Source organism: Streptococcus parasanguinis, assembly GCF_001578955.1.
Taxonomy (GTDB): Bacteria; Bacillota; Bacilli; order Lactobacillales; family Streptococcaceae; genus Streptococcus; species Streptococcus parasanguinis_U.
The window spans coordinates 144,616-145,653 of record NZ_KQ969691.1; the positions used below are offsets into that span (position 1 = coordinate 144,616).

Below are 1,038 nucleotides of genomic sequence, written 5' to 3' on the forward strand. Positions count from 1 at the left end.
TTAACGACGAAGTCCAAGAGAGTTGATCAACTCACGGTAACGGTTAACGTCGTTTGTACGAAGGTAAGCCAACAAGTTACGACGGCGACCGATTTTCTTCATCAAACCACGGTAAGTAGCGTGGTCTTTTTTGTGTTGTTTGATGTGTTCGTTCAAGTGGTTGATTTCCCAAGTAAGGACAGCAACTTGAACCTCTACTGAACCAGTGTCACCTTCGTGACGTGCGTATTGTGCAATGATTTCATTTTTTTTCTCTTTTGAGATTGCCATGATAAGCTCCTTTTCTTTATGCTCTATCCGAGTGACAGGTTTGGCATATCCTGCTACCAAGAAAGAGTTAGTTGTCTATTCGACCTTCTTATTCTATCAAGATTTCATCTTTCTGTCAAACACTTATGTTTCCTTCAAGATGGATTTTTAAGATGAACCTCAAGAATTTGAACGGTTTGATGGAGCATTCTTCTAGCAAGTTGTTCAAAAAGACAAATATCTTTTAGGATATTTGTCTTTTAATGGTATGAATCTTATTTTTCTTTCCGTTTACCACGCAAGAGCAAAGCCAATGCAAAAACTGCTAAAAGTGCACCGAGTATGGTCAACCCGTATGCAACAACTTCACCAGTTGACGGGAGAATTTTTTTCTTTCCTTCTCTTGGTGTGGTTGGAGTTTCTGGTTTTTCCGGCTTGCTTGGCGGTGTTGTAGGAGGTGTTGTTGGTGGAGTGGTCGGTGGTGTTGTTGGCGGTGTACTTGGTGGAGTGGTCGGTGGTGTTGTTGGTGGCGTATGACGGTTGGTTACCGTGAAACCATCAATAATTGTTGTATAACCATCTACTGAATCCTCTGTAATGGTGTAGGTAATCTTCTTACCTTCCTTGTATACAGGTAGATCCGTGAAGCTTGCCTGCCAATTATCAGTAGCTGTGATTTCTTTTACAGCCACTTCTTGACCATCTGCATGGAGACGAACTGTGATTTTTTCAGGACGAAGACCGTCTTTATTTTCCTTATCATCCCAGATCTTCTTAACCGCTACTTCC

General features: G+C 41.6%; 2 protein-coding genes. Both read right to left on the reverse strand.

Going from position 1 to position 1,038, the window contains the following annotated elements; all coding sequences use genetic code 11:
* Entirely contained in the window at positions 1-270 is a 270-nt protein-coding gene (gene rpsO / locus SPADD19_RS07505; protein WP_003004251.1) for a 30S ribosomal protein S15, read from the reverse strand.
* Between the two features lie 254 nt (positions 271-524).
* Positions 525-1,038: Cna B-type domain-containing protein (locus tag SPADD19_RS12825; protein ID WP_241496537.1), on the reverse strand; the 514-nt coding region annotated here is incomplete at its 5' end.

What these genes read in the sequence shown, in the direction of transcription:
- rpsO (WP_003004251.1), bottom strand. Translation starts at nt 270, where the DNA reads ATGGCAATCTCAAAAGAGAAAAAAAATGAAATCATTGCACAATACGCA.